The sequence below is a fragment of the Constrictibacter sp. MBR-5 genome (genome assembly GCF_040549485.1).
Lineage (GTDB): Bacteria > Pseudomonadota > Alphaproteobacteria > JAJUGE01 > JAJUGE01 > Constrictibacter.
This window is the reverse complement of record NZ_JBEPTK010000001.1, coordinates 46,556-64,644: the sequence shown is the minus strand read 5'-3', so window position 1 is coordinate 64,644 and position 18,089 is coordinate 46,556. Positions and strand designations below refer to the sequence as shown.

General features: G+C 69.1%; 15 protein-coding genes. 3 read left to right on the top strand and 12 right to left on the bottom strand.

Annotation, left to right across the window (positions count from 1 at the left end):
• Positions 1-6 precede the first annotated feature (6 nt).
• On the bottom strand, positions 7-2,682 hold the full coding sequence (gene metH / locus ABIE65_RS00310; RefSeq protein ID WP_354074811.1) for a methionine synthase: 2,676 nt from the start codon (positions 2,680-2,682) through the stop codon (positions 7-9).
• Positions 2,679-3,746 carry a homocysteine S-methyltransferase family protein gene (locus tag ABIE65_RS00305; RefSeq protein WP_354074810.1) on the bottom strand — a complete coding sequence of 356 codons (1,068 nt, stop codon included), beginning with the start codon at positions 3,744-3,746 and terminating at the stop codon, positions 2,679-2,681. The genes metH and ABIE65_RS00305 overlap by 4 nt, the downstream gene beginning before the upstream one ends.
• 330 nt (positions 3,747-4,076) lie before the next feature.
• Here ABIE65_RS00305 and ABIE65_RS00300 point away from each other — a divergent pair, with 330 nt between their 5' ends.
• The 3 genes from ABIE65_RS00300 (at position 4,077) to ABIE65_RS00290 (ending at position 7,420) form a co-directional block, all read left to right on the top strand.
• Positions 4,077-4,820: a TIGR02186 family protein gene (locus ABIE65_RS00300; RefSeq protein WP_354074809.1), complete on the top strand. Its 744-nt coding sequence runs from the start codon at positions 4,077-4,079 to the stop codon at positions 4,818-4,820.
• 19 nt (positions 4,821-4,839) lie between these two features.
• Positions 4,840-5,352: a universal stress protein gene (locus ABIE65_RS00295; protein WP_354074808.1), complete on the top strand. Its 513-nt coding sequence runs from the start codon at positions 4,840-4,842 to the stop codon at positions 5,350-5,352.
• A 118-nt stretch (positions 5,353-5,470) separates the two neighbouring features.
• On the top strand, positions 5,471-7,420 hold the full coding sequence (locus ABIE65_RS00290) for a TRAP transporter permease (RefSeq protein ID WP_354074807.1): 1,950 nt from the start codon (positions 5,471-5,473) through the stop codon (positions 7,418-7,420).
• 22 nt (positions 7,421-7,442) lie between these two features.
• On the opposite strand, the gene ABIE65_RS00285 is transcribed toward ABIE65_RS00290, so the two are convergent.
• From ABIE65_RS00285 to mbhE, 10 genes are all read right to left on the bottom strand, one after another.
• Positions 7,443-8,303 (bottom strand): metallophosphoesterase, encoded by an 861-nt coding sequence (locus ABIE65_RS00285; protein WP_354074806.1) that lies wholly within the window; start codon positions 8,301-8,303, stop codon positions 7,443-7,445.
• Positions 8,304-8,503: 200 nt separating this feature from the next.
• Positions 8,504-9,859 carry a sigma-54-dependent transcriptional regulator gene (locus ABIE65_RS00280; protein WP_354074805.1) on the bottom strand — a complete coding sequence of 452 codons (1,356 nt, stop codon included), beginning with the start codon at positions 9,857-9,859 and terminating at the stop codon, positions 8,504-8,506.
• Between the two features lie 2 nt (positions 9,860-9,861).
• Positions 9,862-11,214: a sensor histidine kinase gene (locus ABIE65_RS00275; protein WP_354074804.1), complete on the bottom strand. Its 1,353-nt coding sequence runs from the start codon at positions 11,212-11,214 to the stop codon at positions 9,862-9,864.
• Between the two features lie 141 nt (positions 11,215-11,355).
• On the bottom strand, positions 11,356-12,690 hold the full coding sequence (gene mnhG, locus ABIE65_RS00270) for a monovalent cation/H(+) antiporter subunit G (RefSeq protein WP_354074803.1): 1,335 nt from the start codon (positions 12,688-12,690) through the stop codon (positions 11,356-11,358).
• Positions 12,687-12,998: an MrpF/PhaF family protein gene (locus tag ABIE65_RS00265; protein WP_354074802.1), complete on the bottom strand. Its 312-nt coding sequence runs from the start codon at positions 12,996-12,998 to the stop codon at positions 12,687-12,689. The genes mnhG and ABIE65_RS00265 overlap by 4 nt, the downstream gene beginning before the upstream one ends.
• Complete coding sequence (locus ABIE65_RS00260) at positions 12,995-13,333, bottom strand: Na+/H+ antiporter subunit E (protein ID WP_354074801.1); 339 nt, start codon at positions 13,331-13,333, stop codon at positions 12,995-12,997. The genes ABIE65_RS00265 and ABIE65_RS00260 overlap by 4 nt, the downstream gene beginning before the upstream one ends.
• Positions 13,330-14,853 carry a Na+/H+ antiporter subunit D gene (locus tag ABIE65_RS00255; protein WP_354074800.1) on the bottom strand — a complete coding sequence of 508 codons (1,524 nt, stop codon included), beginning with the start codon at positions 14,851-14,853 and terminating at the stop codon, positions 13,330-13,332. The genes ABIE65_RS00260 and ABIE65_RS00255 overlap by 4 nt, the downstream gene beginning before the upstream one ends.
• On the bottom strand, positions 14,850-15,296 hold the full coding sequence (locus ABIE65_RS00250) for an NADH-quinone oxidoreductase subunit K (RefSeq protein ID WP_354074799.1): 447 nt from the start codon (positions 15,294-15,296) through the stop codon (positions 14,850-14,852). Before ABIE65_RS00250 ends, ABIE65_RS00255 begins: the two co-directional genes overlap by 4 nt.
• Position 15,297: 1 nt before the next feature.
• Positions 15,298-15,696 carry an MnhB domain-containing protein gene (locus ABIE65_RS00245; RefSeq protein ID WP_354074798.1) on the bottom strand — a complete coding sequence of 133 codons (399 nt, stop codon included), beginning with the start codon at positions 15,694-15,696 and terminating at the stop codon, positions 15,298-15,300.
• Positions 15,693-18,005 carry a hydrogen gas-evolving membrane-bound hydrogenase subunit E gene (gene mbhE, locus ABIE65_RS00240; RefSeq protein WP_354074797.1) on the bottom strand — a complete coding sequence of 771 codons (2,313 nt, stop codon included), beginning with the start codon at positions 18,003-18,005 and terminating at the stop codon, positions 15,693-15,695. Before mbhE ends, ABIE65_RS00245 begins: the two co-directional genes overlap by 4 nt.
• Positions 18,006-18,089 lie beyond the last annotated feature (84 nt).

Sequence of the window (18,089 nt, the reverse complement as noted above, 5' to 3'; positions counted from 1 at the left end):
CAGCGGCTACGCCGCTTCCGCCTTCTTCGCGTTCGGGTCGTAGGCGAGGTTCGGTGCGAGCCAGCGCTCGACCTCCTGCACCGTCATGCCCTTGCGCTTCGCATAGTCCTCGACCTGGTCCTGACCGATGCGGCCGAGGCCGAAATAGCGGCTCTGCGGGTGGGCGAAATAGAAGCCGCTGACCGCCGAGCCGGGCCACATGGCATAGCTCTCGGTCAGTTCGACGCCGACCGCATTCTCAGCGTCGAGCAGGTCGAACAGGGTCCGCTTCTCGGTGTGGTCGGGGCAGGACGGGTAGCCCGGGGCGGGCCGGATGCCCTGGTACTTCTCGGCGATCAGCTCCTCGTTCGAGAGCGTCTCGTCCGGCGCATAGCCCCAGATCTCCCTGCGGACGCGCTCGTGCAGCCGCTCGGCGAAGGCCTCGGCCAGTCGGTCGCCCAGCGCCTGCGCCAGGATGCCGTTATAGTCGTCGCCATTCGCCTTGAACTCGCGCGCCTTCTCCTCGATGCCGTGGCCGGCCGTGACGACGAAACCGCCGAGCCAGTCGGGGCGGCCGCTTTCCTTCGGCGCGACGAAGTCCGACAGCGCGTTGTGCGCACGGGCACGACCCTCGCGCGCCATCTGCTGGCGCAGGGTGTGGAAACGCGCCGCGAGCTTCGTGCGACCCTCGTCGGCATACACCTCGATGTCGTCGCCGACGGCGTTCGCCGGCCACAGGCCGACCATGCCGCGGGCCGTCGTCCACTTCTCGCCGATCAGCCGTTGCAGCATCGCCTGGGCATCGGCGAACAGCGACGTCGCGACCTCGCCGACCACCTCGTCCTCCAGGATGTCGGGATAGCGGCCCGACAGTTCCCACGTCTCGAAGAAGGGCTTCCAGTCGATGCAGGAGGCGAGTTCGGCCAGATCGTAATCGTCGAAAACGGTGATGCCGGGCTTCAGCGGCTGCGGCGGTTCATAGGCCTCCCAGTCGATCGGCACGCGGTTGGCACGCGCCGCGGCGATGGCGACACGCGTCTTCGCCTCCTGCTGCAGCGAATGCGCGTCCCGCATCTTGGCGTATTCCTCGCGGATGGAGGCCGCATAGGCGTCGCGATTGCCGGCGGAGAGCAGGTTGCCGACGACGCCCACGGCGCGCGACGCGTCGATGACGTAGACGACCGGGCTCTGGTAGTTCGGAGCGACCTTGACCGCCGTATGGATCTTGCTGGTCGTGGCGCCACCGATCAGCAGCGGCAGGTTCATGCCCTCGCGCTGCATTTCCGCCGCGACGTAGCACATCTCGTCCAGGCTCGGCGTGATCAGGCCGGAGAGGCCGATGATGTTCGCCTCCTCCTTGCGCGCCGCGTCCAGGATCTTCGCGCAGGGCACCATGACGCCCATGTCGACGACGTCGTAGTTGTTGCACTGCAGCACGACGCCGACGATGTTCTTGCCGATGTCGTGGACGTCGCCTTTCACGGTGGCGAGAAGGACCTTGCCCTTCTTCTCCTTGACCGGGTTTTTCGCCTTTTCCTCTTCGAGGTAAGGCATCAGCCAGGCGACGGCGCGCTTCATCACGCGCGCGCTCTTCACCACCTGCGGCAGGAACATCTTGCCCGCGCCGAACAGGTCGCCGACGACGTTCATGCCGTCCATCAGCGGCCCCTCGATCACCTCGAGCGGCTTGTCGAAGAGCTTGCGCGCCTCCTCGGTGTCCTCGTCGATCCACTCGGTGATGCCGTGGACGAGGGAGTGCGTCAGCCGCTCCGCCACCGGCGCCTCGCGCCACTTGAGGTCGACCTCGCGCTTCTTGCCGCCGCCCTTGAACTGCTCGGCGATCTCCAGCAGGCGGTCGGTCGCGTCCGGCCGCTTGTTCAGGATCACGTCCTCGCAGCGCTCGCGCAGCTCGGCCGGGATGTCCTCGTAGACGGCGAGCTGGCCGGCGTTGACGATGCCCATGTCCATGCCCGCGCGGATCGCGTGGTACAGGAACACCGAGTGCATCGCCTGCCGCACGGGCTCGTTGCCGCGGAACGAGAAGGAGACGTTGGAGACGCCGCCCGACACGTGGCAGTGCGGCAGCTCCTTGCGGATCCGCCGCGTCGCCTCGATGAAGTCGACCGCATAGTTGTTGTGCTCCTCGATGCCCGTCGCGATCGCGAAGATGTTGGGATCGAAGATGATGTCCTCGGGCGGGAAGCCGACCTTGTCGACCAGGATCCGGTAGGAGCGCTCGCAGATCTCGAACTTGCGCGCCTCGGTGTCGGCCTGGCCCTTTTCGTCGAAGGCCATGACGACGGTCGCGGCACCGTAGCGGCGCACGGCGCGGGCCTGCGCTATGAAGGCTTCTTCGCCTTCCTTCATGCTGATCGAGTTGACGATCGCCTTGCCCTGCACGCATTTCAGGCCGGCCTCGATCACCGACCATTTCGACGAATCGATCATGATCGGCACGCGGCTGATCGCCGGTTCGGTCGCGATGAGGTTCAGGAAGCGGACCATTGCCGCCTCCGAATCCAGCATCGCCTCGTCCATGTTGACGTCGATGACCTGGGCGCCGTTCTCGACTTGCTCGCGGGCCACGGCGAGGGCGGCTTCGAAGTCGCCCTCGACGATCAGCTTCTTGAACTTGGCCGAGCCGGTGACATTGGTGCGCTCGCCGACGTTGACGAAGCGGCTTGTGAGGTTTTCCTGGTTCATGATGCGAGCTCGAAAGGCTCCAGTCCGGAGAGTCTCATGGCGATCGGCTTCTCGGGCACCTCGCGCGGCGGAACGCCCGCCACGTGGGCCGCGATGTGCTTGATGTGCGGCGGGGTCGTCCCGCAGCAGCCGCCGACGATGTTGAGCAGGCCCGCCTTGGCCCACTCCTCGATCTGCACGCACATGTGTTCGGGCGTCTCGTCATACTCGCCGAATTCGTTCGGCAGGCCGGCGTTCGGGTAGGTCGAGATCAGCGTATCGGCGACGCGCGACAGGTCGGCCAGGAACGGCCGCATCTGCTCGGCACCGAGAGCGCAGTTCAGTCCGACCGAGAACGGCTTCACGTGCCGGATCGAATTCCAGAAGGCTTCGACCGTCTGGCCCGAAAGCGTGCGCCCGGACATGTCGGTGATCGTGCCGGAGATCATGATCGGCAGCGTCTCGCCGCGCTCCTCGAAGACCTCTTCGATGCCGAACAGCGCCGCCTTGGCGTTCAGCGTGTCGAAGATCGTCTCGACCAGCAGGATGTCCGCGCCGCCCTCCATCAGGCCGCGCGCCGCCTGGGCATAGGCCTCGCGCAGCTCGTCGAAGCTGACGTTGCGGAAGGCGGGGTTGTTCACGTCCGGCGAGATCGACGCTGTCCGGTTGGTCGGCCCGATGGCGCCGGCGACCCAGCGAGGACGCGACGGGTCCTTCGCCGTGACGATGTCGGCGGCCTCGCGCGCCAGCCGCGCGCCCTGCAGGTTCAGCTCGTAGGCCAGCTCCTCCATGCCGTAGTCGGCCTGGGCGATCGTCGTCGAGCTGAACGTGTTCGTCTCGACAATGTCGGCGCCGGCCTCGAAATAGGCCTGGTGGATCTCGCGGATCACGTCGGGCCGCGTCAGGATCAGCAGGTCGTTGTTGCCCTTCAGATCCTTCGGCCAGCCGGCGAAGCGCTCGCCGCGGAAGTCGGCTTCCTCCAGTTTGTAGCCCTGGATGACGGTGCCCATGGCGCCGTCGAGGACCAGGATCCGCTCCGCTGCTGCCTTCTTGAGGGCCTCGACCCGCTCGGCGGTCGTGCTCATCGTGATTCTCCAAAGCATGGCACCCGCCACGGGGCGGCAGGTGCATCGCTATATAAACATATCCTTATGTTCCTCAACAGCCCCCCATCGCTTTTAGTGGCCGGCGGGCTTCCCGGTGAGGCGCCGGCGCCACGGCGACCGTTGCAAAAGATCGTGTTCGCCGGTCGGCCGGGGTTGTTTTCGAATCGGTAGCCCCAGTAGGATTTGCGCCGCGCGCGGCGTGCCGGCCGTGCGTCCGGCAGGCTGATGTCAACCCACCGCCCCACCACCGCTCGACCGTCAGCCGCACCGTCAGTCGGCGGCCGCCGCGTGCGCAGATGCTGTGCCGGCATGGCGCTGTGCGCGGCTCTGGCAGTGGGGCTGCTGGTCGAGGCATGGCGATCCTCGGCGCGGGCCGAAGACCTCATCGTCGACATATCGCAGCATCTGGTGGCGATCACCACGGGGTTCACCGGGGCGGATGTCCTGCTGTTCGGCGTGCGCGAAGGCGTCGGCGACATCGTCGTCGTCGTGCGCGGGCCGCCAGAGACGACGACGGTACGGCGCAAGGACCGGATCGCCGGCATCTGGGTGAACCGCGACAGCGTCGGCTTCAAGGCGGTACCGGCCTTCTTCCACGTCGCCGCGACCGGGGAACTCGCGGATGAGCCGGTCCGCAAGCTGCTGGAGCGCTACGGTCTGGGCCGCGATCTCCTGGCCGCGGAACCGGACGAGCCGGACGCCAACAAGATGCGGGTCGCCGCCTTCCGCGATGCGCTGATCCGCAACAAGCAGGCGGCCGACCTCTATGCCAGCGAGGTCTGGCCGGTAACGTTCGTCGGCGACCGCCTGTTCAGGACGACGATTCCCTTTCCCGCCAACGTGCCCACGGGCCGCTACAACGTCGAGGTCTACAGCGTCGGCGACGGCCGGATCCGCGAGATGTCGTCCACGCCGCTGCTGGTGAGCCGGGCCGGTTTCGGCGCCGCGGTCTACGACTTTGCCCATGACTATTCGCCGGCCTACGGTCTGGTTGCCATCGCCGTCGCCCTGGTGGCAGGATGGGGTGCTGGAACGATGTTCCGGAAGGCGTGATTTTTCCTCGGACGTGACCATGGCCGAAGAGACCGGAGCGTCGCAGGAACCCCGCGCCCGCGCACGGAACCGGGTCTTTCTCTGCGTCGTCGACGATACCGAAGAACTGCATGCGGCGCTCGAGTTCGCTTCGTTGCGGGCGAAACGCCTGCCGAACACGCGCGTCGGCATCGCCTATGTCATCGATGCCCCGGCCGACTTTCAGCACTGGGCGGCGGTCGGCGACCTGATGCGCGAGGAAGCGCGCGACGAGGCCGAACAGAACCTCCTGCGCGCCGCCAGCCAGGTTCAGCGCTGGAGCGGCAAGATACCGGTCGTCTATGTCCGGGAAGGGCCGATGATCGACGAGCTGATCACCCTGATCCAGGAGGACGAGGACGTCGCGCTGCTGATTCTCGGCGCCGATGTCGGGCCGCAGGGCCCCGGACCGCTGGTCTCGTCCCTGACCGGCAAGCAGATCGGGCGGCTGCGCGTGCCGCTGGTGATCGTGCCCGGCAATCTGTCCGACGAAGAGCTCGAATCGCTGGCCTGACGTGGCATGGCGGGCGGCACCGAGTCTCCTCAACCGGGGGCCGGGCCGTTCTCTGTGGACAGCGCTGCCCTCGTCCGGTACCTCCCCAAGGCAATAGGGAGAACGGGAGGTTGGGCGGATGGCGGAACCGACCGCAAAAGCGGCCGTGGTTGCGGGGGGCTATGAGAGCGAGGGATACGGGCAGGGCGACCCGCACAGGCTGACCGGGGTCGCCTATTGGGTAGTTCTGGTCCTCGGCGCGGCCGGGATCCTGATCAACATCAACCAGGTCTTCAATCTGCAGGTGTTCGGTCTCCTGCTGATCGACACCTCATACTTCTACGTCCTCGTCGCCATCTTCCTCTCCCTCTCGCTGCTGATCTTCCCGGCCTGGCGCGGCGCCGCCACGAACGTGCCGTGGTACGACTGGCTGCTGGCGGCCGCGGCGTTCGGCGCCACCATGTGGCTCGCCTGGCACGGCGGTCAGATCATCCAGGAGGGATGGGACATCATCGCCCCGACCGAGGGCGTCGTCGCCGCAGCGGTGCTCTGCATCCTGGGCCTGGAGGCGGTCCGGCGCTGCGGCGGCCTGCCGCTGTTCATCATCTGCGGCTTCTTCTTCCTGTATCCGCTGTTCGCGGAACAGATGCCCGGCTTCCTCTGGGGCCCGTCGAGCCCGATCGAGGAGGTCTTCACCAGCCATGCCCTCGGGTCGGAGAGCATCATCGGCGTGCCGATGCGCACGGTCGCGAGCCTGCTCCTCGGCTTCCTGATCTTCGGCTCGGCCCTGGTGGTGACCGGCGGCGGCGACTTCTTCATGGCGTTCGCCACCGCGCTGATGGGCAAGTCGCGGGGCGGCCCGGCCAAGGTGGCCATCCTGTCGAGCGGCTTCTTCGGCTCGCTCTCGGGCAGCGTCATCTCCAACGTCGTCACGACGGGGCAGCTGACGATCCCGACGATGAAGCGGATCGGCTATCCGTCGGTCTATGCCGCCTCGGTCGAGGCATGCGCGTCCACCGGCGGCGCGCTGATGCCGCCGGTGATGGGCGCGGTCGCCTTCATCATGGCCGAATTCCTGAACGTGCCCTACAGCACGATCATGCTCGCGGCCCTGGTCCCGGCGCTGCTCTTCTATCTGGCATTGCTGCTCCAGGTGGACAACTACGCCGCGCGGCACGGGCTCAAGGGTCAGCCTGCGTCGGAGATCCCCGACCTCTGGCAGGTGCTCAAGGGCGGCTGGTACTATCTCTTCAGCCTCGTCCTTCTCGTCTACATGCTGCTGGCGATGCGGATCGAGTCCTACGCGCCCTATTTCGCGACGGCCGTCCTCCTCGTCACCTGCGCCCTCAGGCCCACCAACCGCTTCGGCCTCGCGGCGATGCTCGAACTCATCGTCGACTCCACCAAGAACATCGCGAACATCGTCGGCATTCTGGTCGGCATCGGCATGATCGTCGGCGCGCTGTCCTACACCGGTGTCGGCGGCGCCTTCTCGCGCGAACTGCTGCAGTTCGCCGGCGGCAACATCTACCTGCTGCTGATCTTCGGCGCGATCACCAGCTTCATCCTCGGCATGGGGATGACCGCATCGGCCTGCTACATCTTCCTCGCGATCGTGCTCGGCCCGGCGCTGATCGGCGGCGGCCTCGACCCGATCGCCAGCCACCTGTTCATCCTCTACTGGGGCATGCTCAGCTTCATCACCCCGCCGGTGGCACTGGCGGCGGTGGCGGCGGCGAGCATCGCCAAGGCGAACGCCCTCGCCACCGGCTTCAAGTCGATGCGCATGGGGGCGATCAACTTCATCCTGCCGTTCCTGTTCGTGCTGAACCCGACGCTGATTCTCCAGGGCGATCCCATCGACGTGGCGCACGACGTCACGACCGCCGTCTTCGCGGTCTGGCTGATCGCGTCCGGCTTCGAAGGGTGGCTCTACGGGGTCGGCCGGCTGGACCCGGTCAAGCGGATCCTGCTGCTCGCCGGTGCGCTGGTGCTCCTGATCCCGGGCACCTGGTCGGACCTCGGCGGTGCCGCGATCGTCGGCGTGGTCTATCTCTGGGGCTACGCCGCCCGCAGGGCCGCCGCCTGACGCGGGGAGAGGCCTCGCCGCGTCAGGCGGCGAGCGCCTCGGCCGCTGCGGCGGACTGCAGGTCGACGACCGTGATCTCCGGCGGCATGTTGAAGCGGATCGGCAGCACGCTGGTGCCGATCCCGGCGGAGATGATCATGTTGCGGCCGCCCTCGACGATGTGGCCGTAAGTCCAGCGCAGCGGCGACTTCGTGGCGTTGACCAGCGGCCCGTAGAAGGGCAGGGAGACCTGCCCGCCGTGGGTGTGGCCGCACAGCGTGACCAGCGCCCTGTCCGGCACCGTCGCGAAGGTCGCCGGATTGTGGGCGAGCACGACGACCGGCGCGTCCTCGGGCACGCGGGCCAGGGTCGCAACCGCGTCGGGCGTGCGGGTCTGCTCGTCGGCGAGCCCGGCGAGCCACATCTTCGGACCCTCCGGCAGTGGTATCGCCTCGTTCTCCAGCACCGGGATGCCGGCCGCCTCGAAGGCCTTGCGCACGCGCCAGCCGTCCAGCCACCAGTCGTGATTGCCCAGAACGGTGTAGACGCCGCGCGGCGCGCGCAGGCCGCCGAGCACCCGTGCCGTGTCCTCGGGTGCCACGAACCGGCCGCCGACGACGCCCTGCACCACATAGTCGCCGCCGAGCAGAATCACGTCCGGGGACAGCGCGTTCGCCTGCTCGACCAATGCCGCGGTGCGGTCGAGCGTCACGTGCGGGCAGCCGACATGCAGGTCCGTCAGGAAGACGATGCGCAGCGGCCCGTGCGCCGCCGGCATGTGCGGCAGCGTCAGCGTGCGGTGGCGGATTTCCAGGAACCGGGGTTCGACGAGGGTGGGCCACGCGGAGCCTGCTACCGGGGCGGCGAGGACGCCGCCGAGCAGAGACCGTCTCGAAATCCGCATGCCGCCGCCGCTCCTCACGTTCCGTTCGTCTCTGCCGCACCAATCCGGCGGCACCGAGGCGTCGATGCCCCGACCATGCTTCCGCGCCGATGGTCCGGCACCCGCACCCGGGCGCCGCGCGGCGCACAACTTAGAACAACTTATCGACCGATGGTTAACGTTCGGTATGGCCGCGGCGCCGAAACCCGGCCCCTGTGGCTTCAGCCGTCGCCACCGATGCCGAAGCGGCGCATCTTCTCCCACAGCGTCGTCCGCGAGATGCCGAGGATGCCCGCGGCGCGGCCCACCTGGCCTTCGGTCTGGACCAGGACGTTGCGGATGTGCTCGCGTTCCGCCCGTTCGCGCACGGCGCCCAGGTCTTCGATGGCGGCCTCCATGCTGACCGCGGCCTCGCCGCCGGGCCCCCGGCCGCTTAGCGTCCGTTCCGGGAAGAGGGCGCGCGCATCGACGGTCTGCGTCTCGGCCAGCGCCACCGCCCGCTCGCAGCGGTTGCGCAGCTCGCGCACGTTGCCGGGCCAGTCGTGCGCCATGAGTACCGTCTCGGCATCCGGCGACAGCCGCATGGCGCCGCGCTCGAAGCGCGCGCCGAACCGCTGCAGGAAGTGGCGGGCGAGGGGAACGATCTCCATCCGCCGGTCGCGCAGCGGCGGCACCGTCACCTCGATCACGTTGATCCGGTAGTAGAGATCCTCGCGGAAGCTGCCCTCCGCGATCCGGGCGCGCAGGTCGGCGTTCGTGGCGCAGACGAGCTTGGCGCGGAAGGGGATCGCCTTTTCGCCGCCGACCCGGGTGAAGCTGCGCTCCTCGATCAGGCGCAGCAGCTTCGCCTGCAGCCCGGCCGGCAGTTCTGCGACCTCGTCCAGGAACAGAATGCCGTCCGCCGCACGCTCCGCGACGCCGGTGTGGCGGCCGACGGCGCTGGTGAAGGCGCCGCGCTCGTGGCCGAAGATCTCGCTGTCGGCGAGTTCGGGCGCCAGTGCGGCGCAGTTCACGCCGACGAACGGCTTCGTCGCCCGGTTTCCCGCGCCGTGGAGGAAGCGCGCGGCGACCTCCTTGCCGGCGCCGCTCTCGCCCAGGAGCAGCACCGTCGTGTCCAGCGAGGCAACGCGCCGCAGCACCGTCTCGACCTGGCGCATGGCGGGCGACAGGCCGAGCACCGGCTCGCCCTCGCGACCCTCGGGTGCGAGGCGGCGCTGCCTGTCGAGCCGCTCGACCAGTTCCTCGATCTTGAACGGCTTGATCAGATAATCGTCGGCGCCGGCGCGCATCAGGCGTACCGCCTGTTCGATGTCGCCGAACGCCGTCATGAAGATGATCGGCGCGCCGCCCAGTTCGGGCATGACGGCGCCGTAGACCTCCTCGCCGTTCATGTCGGGCAGGCGGATGTCGCAGACGACGAAGTCCCAGCGCGACCGGCGCAGGCGCGTCACCGCCTCGGCGCCGCTGCGGCACCAGACGACCTCCATCCCCTCCAAGGTCAGGCGCTGCACGAGCGATTCGCCGAGGATCGGATCATCCTCGATCAGGGCCACCCGCAGCGCGCTGCGTTCCGACACGGTCACTCCTGGTTCAATGGTATCGTCAATGTAATGCGCGTTCCCGTGTCCGGCGACGATGCGACGCTGACCTTGCCGCTCAGTTCGCGGACCAGATGCATGACGACGCGCGTGCCGAGCCCCTTCGGCGGCAGTCCCGGATCCTCCTCCTGGCGCTCCAGGCTGCGCGCCACCTCCGGCGGCATGCCGCCACCCTGGTCCTCGATCGAGAAGGACAGGGCATCGCCGCCGCGCTCGGCCGTGAAGCGGACCGTGCCGCCCGCGGGCGTCGTCGCGCAGGCGTTCAGCAGCAGGTTCAGCAGGATCTGGCGCAGTTCGGTGGCCCGCACGTCCGCCGTGTCGGGAACCGCCACGGTCCATTCCAGTACCACGCCGCGCCGGCGCGCCTCCGGCGCCACCAGCAGCCGCAGGTCCTCCAGGTCGGCCGCGGTGAGGACGCGCTGGCCCGGCCCGCCGCGATGGGTCGAGAGGGTCGCCTGCACCACGTCGCCGATGCTCTCCAGTCCGCGCTCGAGCAGGCTGAGCGACTGGTCCCGCACCGTCGGCGAGTCGCCGAACCGGCGGATGGTGGCGACGGCGTTGGACATGCCCGCCAGCGGGTTCCGCACCTCGTGCGCGACCGTCGCCGCCAGCTTGCCCAGGGCAGCACTGCGATCGTGCGCCGCCATGTCGGCCGCCAGCCGCTCGCGGTCGCGCACGGCCGCCGCCATGCCGTTGAAGCTCCGCATCAGCCGGCCGAACTCGGTGGATGCCGGCGGCAGTTCCTCGGCCGGCATGACCCGCACGTCGCCGTGGCCGAACGCCGTCAGCCGGTCCGTCAGGACGCGGATCGGCGTCAGCATCCGGTGCATCAGGGCGAAGCCGAGCAGGGCGCAGAACACGCCGATGACGAGGTCGACCACCATGACGGTCCAGCGCAGCCAGGTGTGGTGCGCCCGGATGTCGCTGATGTCGATCTCCGTCATCAGGTAGCCGATGACGTCGCCGTCGATCCAGACCGCCTCCCCGACCCACGCGGACTCGCCGCCCGCACCCATGCGGAAGAGGCTGTTGGCCGGCCGGGGGATGTCGGGGTCGGCGTCCGCGTCGCGGACGATGTGGGCGAGGACGTTGCCCTCGGCGTCGAGCGCCAGCACCTGGTGCTTGTGCACGCTCCGTGCGAGGCGCATCGCGCGGTCGAGCGCGTAATAGACCGCCTGGCGGTCCTTCGCCAGGATGTGCGGCGCGGCCATGATCGAGATCGCGTCGACATAGACCGCGCCGACCCTTTCGACCTGCCGCTCCAGCTCAGTCAGCATCGACAGCAGCGCGACATGCGAGGTGCCGATCATGCCGGCCAGGAAGAAAGCTGCCATGACGATCGGCAGCCGGACGGCGATGGGAACCCGACGAAGGGCGGGGACGCCGATGCGCTTCAAATGCTTGCCTGCGGCTTCCGGGGCGCGGTGCGGCAGGTTAGCAGCCGCACGCCGCCACCGGAACGCGGCGCGAAGTCCTCAGCCCAGCACGAGCGTGCAGCGGGCGTCGCGCAGCCGGCGTCCCGGATCGGCCTGGAGCCGCTGCAGCCGTCCGCCGCTGCCCGCATTCGCGATGATCGCGACGTCGCACCGGAACGGCAGGTCCGCGAGCGGGTCGGCCGCGACCGAGGACTGCGGCATCGGCCCGATCGCTTCGGCGGCATAGCCGTGAGCGCCGAGATAGGCCGCGGCCTCCTCCAGCGTCGCGTCCATCGTCGGCTTCGCGTCGCCGATGCCGGCGACGTGGATCGTGGCGTTCGGCCACAGCCGCGTCTGGCCGAACCAGCGGACGGTCTGGCCGGCGCGCTGGCTCAGATCGTGAACCAGCAGGACGTGCCGGACCTCGCGCCGTGCCGGCGTGCCGGTCAGCAGCGGGCGTACCCCGGCGGCCAGCAGCGGGTCGAGGCCGGGGCCGTTCGGCTCGGCGCCGTCGCTCTCCCAGCCATAGGCCGGCATGGCGACAAGATCGAATGAGCCGGAGGCGTCGGCTAGCAGCGTCCGCGGATCGCCCTCCTCGTGGCGGACCTCGTACCGGACGCCGGCTGCCGCCGCGGCGACCTCGAAAGCCGAGACGACGTCCGCAGCCTTGTCGCGCGCCTCGTGCAGGCGATGTTCCGAAAGGCGCCGCGCATAGTGCATGGCACCGAGCGGCACGGCGCCCACCCGCCGGGCCGCCGGGACGTCCACCATCGACAAGCCGACGAGCTCGGCGCCGGTCTCGCGGGCGAGCCGGACCGCCTGGTCGATTGCGATGCGACCGGCGTCTCCCGAGACGAGCCCGACGAGCAGGCGGCGCAGTCCGGTGTCCGGCCGCGTGCGCATGGTGGCCGGCATGTGGCGCTCGGCCGTCGAGCGGCCGTCGAAGGGAAGGATCGTCATGGGGTCGACCTCGCTTGCCGTTTTCTGTCTTGCCGGGTCCGCCGATGCGGGCTCGCGTTCGTCTGCTTGCGGCCGGCCGGCGTCGAGGCGCTGGACGCGCCGTGGAATGACTTCGGAGAGTTCGTCGGCGAACGTGCCGGGCCAGAGCTGGGCGCCGGCGCAATAGGCGGCGCGGGCCAGGGCATGCGCCGCGATCGGTGTCGTCACGATCAGGAAGACGATGGCCGGCAGCACCCGCACCCAGGCCCCCGCCTCGTCGAACGACAGGGCGACGCCGAGCAGGAGCAGACCGACGCCGACCACCCCTGCCTTCGTCGCCGCATGCATCCGGATGAAGATGTCGGGCAGGCGCGCCACGCCGATCGCGGCGACCAGCACGAAACCGGCGCCGAGCAGCATCAGGACGGCTGCGGCCGCGTCGAGGATCCCGTTCATCGCGGCGCCCTCGCGGAACGCTCGACGAAGGCCGCGAAGGCCACGGTGCCGAGGAAGCCGAACAGCGCCACGCCCAGCCCGACGTCGAGGAAGCCCAGGTGACCGGCGAGCAGGGCCGCCACCGCGGTGAAGCCGATCGCGATCACGCCCAGCATGTCGAGGGCGACGATGCGGTCCGCTAGCGTGGGTCCGTGCACCATCCGCCACGCCGCCACCAGGACGGCGGCGAGCAGCATCGCGACGACCGGGATCGTGACCATGTCGACGAACGTCGCGCCTTCGGAGAACATCGCGCCTTCGGGGATCATCGGAACGTCTCCATCACCTTCTTTTCGAAGCCGTCTTTGATCGACGCGATCGTCGCCTCGGGGGACGGCGTGTCCATGACGTGGACGTAGAGGGTCTCGTGGTCGTCGGAGATGAACAGGCTCGTCGTCCCCGGCGTCAGCGTGACCATGTTCGCCAGCACGGTGATCTGCGCGTCGTTGCGCAGGTCGAGCGGCACCCCCACGATCGCCGACCGGTAGGCGTGCCCGGGCCGCAGCACGTCGCGGGCGACGGCCAGGCTCGAGAGGATCAGTTCGCGCAGGAAGATCAGGCCGAGGATCCCGACCTTCGGGACGAGCAGCAGGCGGCGCATCATCGCGGCGCTCCCATGACGGCGGCGATATAGGCACGCGGGTCGAGCAGCTGCGCCGCGGCGTCGCCCGCCAGTGCGACGAAGGGTTCCGTCCAGATGCCGATGGTCATCGTCATCGCGGCCAGGCCGACGATCGGCGTCAGCATCACCGCGAAGCGGAGACGGCTGAGCGTGACCGGCACGGCACCGCCATACGCGGAGCCCTCTTCGGGAACCGGCTTCCAGAAGGCCTCCAGCCAGATCTTGATCATCGAGTAGAGGGTCAGCAGGCCGACGGCCAGAGCGATCCCGGCCAGCGCGTAGTGCTCGGCCTGCAGGCTGGCGTCGATCACCAGCAGCTTGCCCCAGAAGCCGGAGAAGGGCGGAATGCCGGCGAGCGACAGAGCGGGAATCAGGAAGAGCACGCCGAGCAGCGGTCGGGTGTGATAGAGGCCGCCCAGCTTCTTGAGCTGGAACGAGCCGCCAGCCTGCCGGATCGCGCCGGCGATCAGGAACAGGTTCGCCTTCACGACGATGTGGTGGACGATGTAGAGGATCGCCCCGGCCACCGCGAGCGGCGTGTAGATCGCCAGTCCCATCAGCATATAGCCGATCTGGCTGATGATGTGGAACGACAGGATCCGCCGGATGTCGTAGTGCGCGGCCGCACCCAGGACGCCGGTGATCATCGTCGCGGCTGCGATCAACGCGATGGCGTTCGAGAAGAAGCCGACGTCGCCGGTGAAGATCAGGGTGAAGGCGCGGATGATCGCGTAGACGCCCACCTTGGTCAGCAGTGCCGCGAAGATCGCCGCGATCGGCATCGGTGCCGTGTGGTACGAGGCCGGCAGCCAGAAGAACAGCGGGAACACCGCCCCCTTCATACCGAAGGCCAGCAGGAACAGCAGGCCGATGACCGTCACGAGGCCCTGGTTCTCGACCAGCGCCAGCTTGCCGGAGAGATCGGCCATGTTGAGCGTGCCGGCGACGCCGTAGAGCAGCCCGATGGCGATCAGGAAGACGGTGGTCGCGACCAGGTTCAGCGCCACGTACTTCACGCCGCCGTCGATCGCGTCGCGCCGCCCGCCCAGCACCAGCAGGCCGAACGACGTGATCAGCATGACCTCGAACCAGACGTAGAGGTTGAACAGGTCGCCGGTCATGAAGGCGCCCGTCACGCCGAAGATCATGCCCTGGAACAGCGGGTGATATCCGGCGGCCTCGCGTGCGGCGGTGTCCGGGTAGGCGACGCTGTAGATCGCCACCGCCATGCCCATGACCGCGGTGATGACGACCATCACGGCCGAGAAGGTGTCGGCGACCATGGTGATGCCGAAGGGGGCCTGCCAGCCGCCCATGTTGCTGGCGATGATGCCCTGCGTCGTGACGGTGCGGAGCAGCCAGACGGCCGCCGCCAGCAGCAGCACCGAGCTCGCCAGGCTGATCGCGCGCTGGACCGAGGCGGAGCGCCAGAAGACCGCGCAGAGCGCCGCCGCGATCAGCGGAATCAGGATCGGTGCCGCGATCGTCATGGAATCGGTCATTCGGCGGCTCCGGCAGCGGTGCGCCGCGGCCGCGGCGCGGGCCGCGAGGCCGGCGCGGCGGCCGGCTCGGCGATCTCGGTGCCGGGCACCGCCGGCGGCTCGTTCGGCGGCTCGGCCAGGCGCATGCCGTCGGTGTCGACCGTCTCCAGCGTCGCCTGGGCGCGGTAGATCAGGCCCATGGTGAAGGCGATCAGCGCGAAGCTGATGACGATGGCGGTCAGGATCAGTGCCTGCGGCAGGGCGTTCGCCATGACGCCGGCGTCGCTGCCGCCGAGCAGCGGCGGCGTCGATCCGACCAGCCGCCCGCCGGCGAAGATCGTCAGGTTGGCGGCATTGCCGATCAGCACGAGGCCGAGGATCAGCCGGAGCAGGTTGCGGCTCAGCAGCAGATAGGTGGCGGACGCGAGGAGGACGCCCACGGCGATGGCGATCAGGGCTTCCATGTCAGCGCTCCATGAACTCGAAGAGGATCGACGTGACGGCGCCCAGCACGACCAGGTACACGCCGACGTCGAAGACCAGGGCCGTGCCGATCGGCAGGCCGCCCGGGAACGTCCAGTGGTGGGTCAGGAAGGCTTCGCCGGCGAACAGGCCCAGGAGACCGCTGCTCAGGGCCACGAGCACGCCGATGCCGAGCATCACGATCGGATCGACGCGCAGGACGCGCAGGGCGGACTCGCGGCCGAAGCCGAAGGCGAAGACCGCCACGCCGCTCGCGGCGATCAGTCCGCCGATGAAGCCGCCGCCGGGGTCGTTGTGGCCGCGGAAGAGGACGATCAGCGAGAAGATCAGCATCGCCGGCAGGAGCAGGCGCGCGCTGGTGCGCAGGATCAGCGAGTTCATCGGTCGGCGCTCCTCTCGGCTTCGTCGTCACCGCGCGTCACCCGCAGCAGCGCCGCCAGGGCCAGCCCGGCGAAGCCGAGCACGGCGATCTCGCCCAGCGTGTCGAGAGCGCGGAAGTCGACGAGGATGACGTTGACGATGTTCTTTCCGTGCGCGAGCGGCAGGCTCACGGTCTCGTAGAAGGCGGTCACGGAGCGGTCGAACGGCTGCGACAGCACCGCCAGCAGCAGCAGGCACGCCACCGTGCCGACGCCGATGGCCACGGCCCCGTCGGCGAGACGCTGGCCGCGCGTCCGGTGCTCGGGCTCGCGGTGCGGCAGGTGCAGCAGCAGCACCGTCAGGATCACGAGGAACAGCGTCTCCACCGCGAACTGGGTGAAGGCCAAGTCCGGTGCGCCGAACAGCAGGAAGATCAGCGCCACGCCGAAGCCGACCAGGCCGACAGCGGCGATGCCGGCGAGCAGGGAGGAGAGCAGGGCGGTCGCGACGGCGCCGAGCAGGACGAGGCCGATCACGATCATGTCGAGCAGGCGCGGCGCGAGCACGTCGTCCGGGATCGCGAGCCCGTCGAAGACCAGCAGCGCCGAGCCGATCGTCACGACGATCACCGCGAAGACAGCCCGCATGTAGCCGCGCAGGCTGCCGGTCTGCAGGCGCCGCGTCTGCCACACGGCCAGACGCTGCATGCCTTCCAGCAGCGTGGCGTACACGCCCTCCGCGCTGACGGAGCCGGGCAGTTCCGCCCGGCGCCAGCGATCGGCGAACCGGAAGATGAGGAGCCCGAGTGCGACGGTCACGATGCTCAGCAGCAGCATCGGCGTGAAGCCGTGCCACAGATAGAGGTCGATGAGGACGTACTCGTGCCCGCCGATGGCCGCGGCCGCCGCGCTGGCGAGCGGGCCCAGCATCAGGGCCGGCACCAGGCCGCAGAGCAGGCCGAGCACGGCTAGCACGATCGGGCCGGCATAGAGGCTGAGATAGACCTCCTTCGGCGCCTTCGGCAGCGGATGGCCGGGGCCGAACATCGGCCGGTAGACCAGGACGCCGGCGGCAGCGACGGTCGCGGCGTTGGTCAGCAGCGCGACGACGACGACGACCGCCGATCCGCCCAGCGCGGCCTCGTAGACCAGCTCCTTGCCGAGGAAGCCGACCAGCGGCGGCAGGCCGGCCATCGACAGGCCGGCCAGGATGGCGGCGCAGGCGGTGACCGGCATCGCGCGCGCCAGCTTGCCGAGACGGGTGATGTCGCGGGTGCCAGTCGCCTTGTCGATCGCGCCGGCGACCAGGAAGAGGCACGCCTTATAGAGGGCGTGGACGACCAGGAAGATCACCGCGGCCAGCGCCGCGACCGCGCCGCCGATGCCCAGCAGCATGGTCAGGGTGCCGAGGCCGACGACGGTCGTGTAGGCCAGGATGCGCTTCAGGTCGCGCTCGCGCAGCGCCAGGGCGCAGCCCAGCAGCATGGTGATGCTGCCGGCCGTCAGCAGCGCGCCGGTCCACAGCGGATCTTCGCCGAACACGGGGGTGAAGCGCGCCATCAGGTAGACGCCCAGCTTCACCATCGTCGCAGAGTGCAGGTAGGCGCTGACCGGGGTCGGCGCCGCCATGGCGTTCGGCAGCCAGAAGTGGAACGGGAACTGCGCCGACTTCGTGAAGGCGCCGCCCAGGATCAGCAGCACGATCGCCGGCAGCAGCGGCGATTCCAGCACCAGCGGCGTCGCCGCGATCATCTCGGAGATGCGGAACGTGCCGACCACGTTGCCGAGCAGCAGCAGGCCGGCGAGCAGCGCGAGGCCGCCGCCGCCGGTCACCAGCAGCGACTGCAGCGCCGCGGCACGGCCCTTGGCCTCCTTGCCGTCGAAGCCGATCAGCAGGAAGGACATCAGGCTGGTCAGCTCCCAGAAGACGAAGAGCATGACCACGTCGTCCGCCAGCACAGAGCCCAGCATGGCGCCCATGAACAGCAGCAGCAGGACGACGCAGCGCGTCAGCATCGCCGACCCGGCCAGATAGCGGCCGACATAGAGGAAGATGAAGGCACCGATGCCGGTGATCAGCAGCGCGAACAGCATCGACAGGCCGTCGAGCCGCAGCGCCAGCTCGACGCCGTGCGACGGCAGCCAGGGCATCGACTGCACCACCGCCCCGCCGGCGCCCACCGTCGGCAGCGCCGTGGCGAACAGGCCGAACAGCACCGCGCACAGCAGCGCGGCCATGGCCGCACCGTATGCCCGCAGGCCGCCCGGCAAGGCGCACAGCAGGCCTGCGAGGAAGAAGGGCAGCAGGACGTAGATCAGCAGTTCCGGCACATGATGCTCCGCGCTCTGGTGCGGAACACGTCGCAATGCCGGTGCCAGCCGAACGAATGAAGGAAAATCAGTCCCTTAGGGAAA

Bases quoted from the DNA above. Each gene is read 5' to 3' on its own strand.
- metH (WP_354074811.1), bottom strand. From the start codon at position 2,682: ATGAACCAGGAAAACCTCACAAGCCGCTTCGTCAACGTCGGCGAGCGC.
- ABIE65_RS00305 (WP_354074810.1), bottom strand. From the start codon at position 3,746: ATGAGCACGACCGCCGAGCGGGTCGAGGCCCTCAAGAAGGCAGCAGCG.
- ABIE65_RS00300 (WP_354074809.1), top strand. From the start codon at position 4,077: ATGGCGCTGTGCGCGGCTCTGGCAGTGGGGCTGCTGGTCGAGGCATGG.
- ABIE65_RS00295 (WP_354074808.1), top strand. From the start codon at position 4,840: ATGGCCGAAGAGACCGGAGCGTCGCAGGAACCCCGCGCCCGCGCACGG.
- ABIE65_RS00290 (WP_354074807.1), top strand. From the start codon at position 5,471: ATGGCGGAACCGACCGCAAAAGCGGCCGTGGTTGCGGGGGGCTATGAG.
- ABIE65_RS00285 (WP_354074806.1), bottom strand. From the start codon at position 8,303: ATGCGGATTTCGAGACGGTCTCTGCTCGGCGGCGTCCTCGCCGCCCCG.
- ABIE65_RS00275 (WP_354074804.1), bottom strand. From the start codon at position 11,214: ATGGCAGCTTTCTTCCTGGCCGGCATGATCGGCACCTCGCATGTCGCG.
- mnhG (WP_354074803.1), bottom strand. From the start codon at position 12,690: ATGAACGGGATCCTCGACGCGGCCGCAGCCGTCCTGATGCTGCTCGGC.
- ABIE65_RS00265 (WP_354074802.1), bottom strand. From the start codon at position 12,998: ATGATCCCCGAAGGCGCGATGTTCTCCGAAGGCGCGACGTTCGTCGAC.
- ABIE65_RS00260 (WP_354074801.1), bottom strand. From the start codon at position 13,333: ATGATGCGCCGCCTGCTGCTCGTCCCGAAGGTCGGGATCCTCGGCCTG.
- ABIE65_RS00255 (WP_354074800.1), bottom strand. From the start codon at position 14,853: ATGACCGATTCCATGACGATCGCGGCACCGATCCTGATTCCGCTGATC.
- ABIE65_RS00250 (WP_354074799.1), bottom strand. From the start codon at position 15,296: ATGGAAGCCCTGATCGCCATCGCCGTGGGCGTCCTCCTCGCGTCCGCC.
- ABIE65_RS00245 (WP_354074798.1), bottom strand. From the start codon at position 15,696: ATGAACTCGCTGATCCTGCGCACCAGCGCGCGCCTGCTCCTGCCGGCG.